This is a genomic window from Paracoccus endophyticus, assembly GCF_003286075.1.
GTDB lineage: Bacteria > Pseudomonadota > Alphaproteobacteria > Rhodobacterales > Rhodobacteraceae > Paracoccus > Paracoccus endophyticus.
The window spans coordinates 1-520 of the sequence record NZ_QLUV01000062.1; the positions used below are offsets into that span (position 1 = coordinate 1).

At 36.0% G+C, this 520-nt stretch carries 1 pseudogene; it reads right to left on the bottom strand.

What is annotated here, in order from left to right:
* Positions 1-100: 100 nt before the first annotated feature.
* Positions 101-463 (bottom strand): annotated as a pseudogene (gene rpsD, locus DPQ23_RS15275) (30S ribosomal protein S4); the annotation flags it as partial.
* Between the last annotated feature and the right edge of the window lie 57 nt (positions 464-520).

The window sequence follows — 520 nt, forward strand, 5'->3', positions numbered from 1 at the left end:
TGCGGCTTTAAAAATTCTGTCACAGAACCCTGCATTTTATCCTCTCTTTGTTTTTAAGCTTTATTTACTAATCTAATAATGTAATTTTAAAAATTAACTATTATTTAGAGTAAAGCTCAACGATCAGATGTTCGTTAATATCTGCTGATAAGTCAGAGCGTTCAGGAGTACGTTTAAATACACCTTCCATCTTAGTTGCATCAACTTCTAACCAAGTCGGTTTTTCACGTTGAGTTGCTAATTCTAATGATGCTTTGATACGTGCTTGTTTTTTAGATTTCTCACGAACAGCAACCACATCATCAACAGAAACTTGATAAGAAGGAATATTCACTACACGACCGTTTACTACGATAGATTTGTGGCTTACAAGCTGACGCGCTTCAGCACGAGTTGCAGCAAAACCCATACGGTAAACTACGTTGTCTAAACGACCTTCTAATAATACTAATAAGTTCTCACCGGTATTACCTTTTCAGCGGTTTGCTTCTGTATAGTAATTACGGAATTGACGTTCTAA